We start from the raw sequence: 790 nt of genomic DNA on the forward strand, positions 1-790 counted from the left end.
GGTGATGAGGTGGTCGAGTTGCCCGGCCCACGTCGCGGCGCTGCGGGCCTGGCGGTGGAGGAGGGACTCGTCCAGGACGGCGCGGTAGTGGATCGGGTGCGGGTGGTTGTTGGTCAGGCGGGCTTGCCGGTCTCGCAGTGCTTCGATGTGTGCGGTGAGTTGTTCCGGGGTGTGGGGGCCGACGCTGGTGAGCTGTTCCTCGGCGTAGGCGGGGGTTTGGAGCAGTTCGGGGACGGCGCTGATGGCGTAATCCTGGATGCTGGTCGCGGCGGCTTCCAGTGCGGCGAGGCCGGCGAAGGAGAAGGGGCGTTGTTTGGCTTCGTGTTTCGCCAGGCGCCAGAGCCTGAGCAGGAGGGTGCCGGTGTCGTAGAAGCGGTCCAGGGTGGTGGCGGCTTCGGCGGTGCCGAGCCGGTCGCCGGTTTCCAGCCGGTAGAGGTAGGACTGTTCGTACCGGCAGCGTTGGGAGAGCTCGACGAGGCTGAGTCCGGAGCGTTTGCGTAGTTCGGCGAGCTGGCTGGCGTAGAGCATGCGGGCGGATACCGTTCCGGCGTCGAGGAGTTGGGCGCTGGCGGGGTTCACGGTGCCGGGCTTGTCCTGGTGTTCCCGCGGTACGGCGAGGGGCGGGTGGGTGCGTGTGGCTGCGCTGGTGGGGCTCATGTGTGGGGGCTCCTCGGGGCATGGTTCTACGGCCGGACACGGCGATCGGCGGGGCGGAGTGGAGAGGATCAGGTGAAGGGCGCGGTGAGGGTGGGGTGTTGGGAGGTGGCCCCCGGACGACGGGGTCTACGGG

1 protein-coding gene is annotated in these 790 nt (G+C 69.4%); it reads right to left on the reverse strand.

Features of this window, described 5'->3' with window-relative positions:
- On the reverse strand, positions 1–657 hold a 657-nt coding region (locus AC13HU_RS37830; RefSeq protein WP_483046531.1), incomplete at its 3' end, for a Scr1 family TA system antitoxin-like transcriptional regulator.
- Between the last annotated feature and the right edge of the window lie 133 nt (positions 658–790).

It is taken from the genome of Streptomyces sp. NH27 (assembly GCF_056859195.1).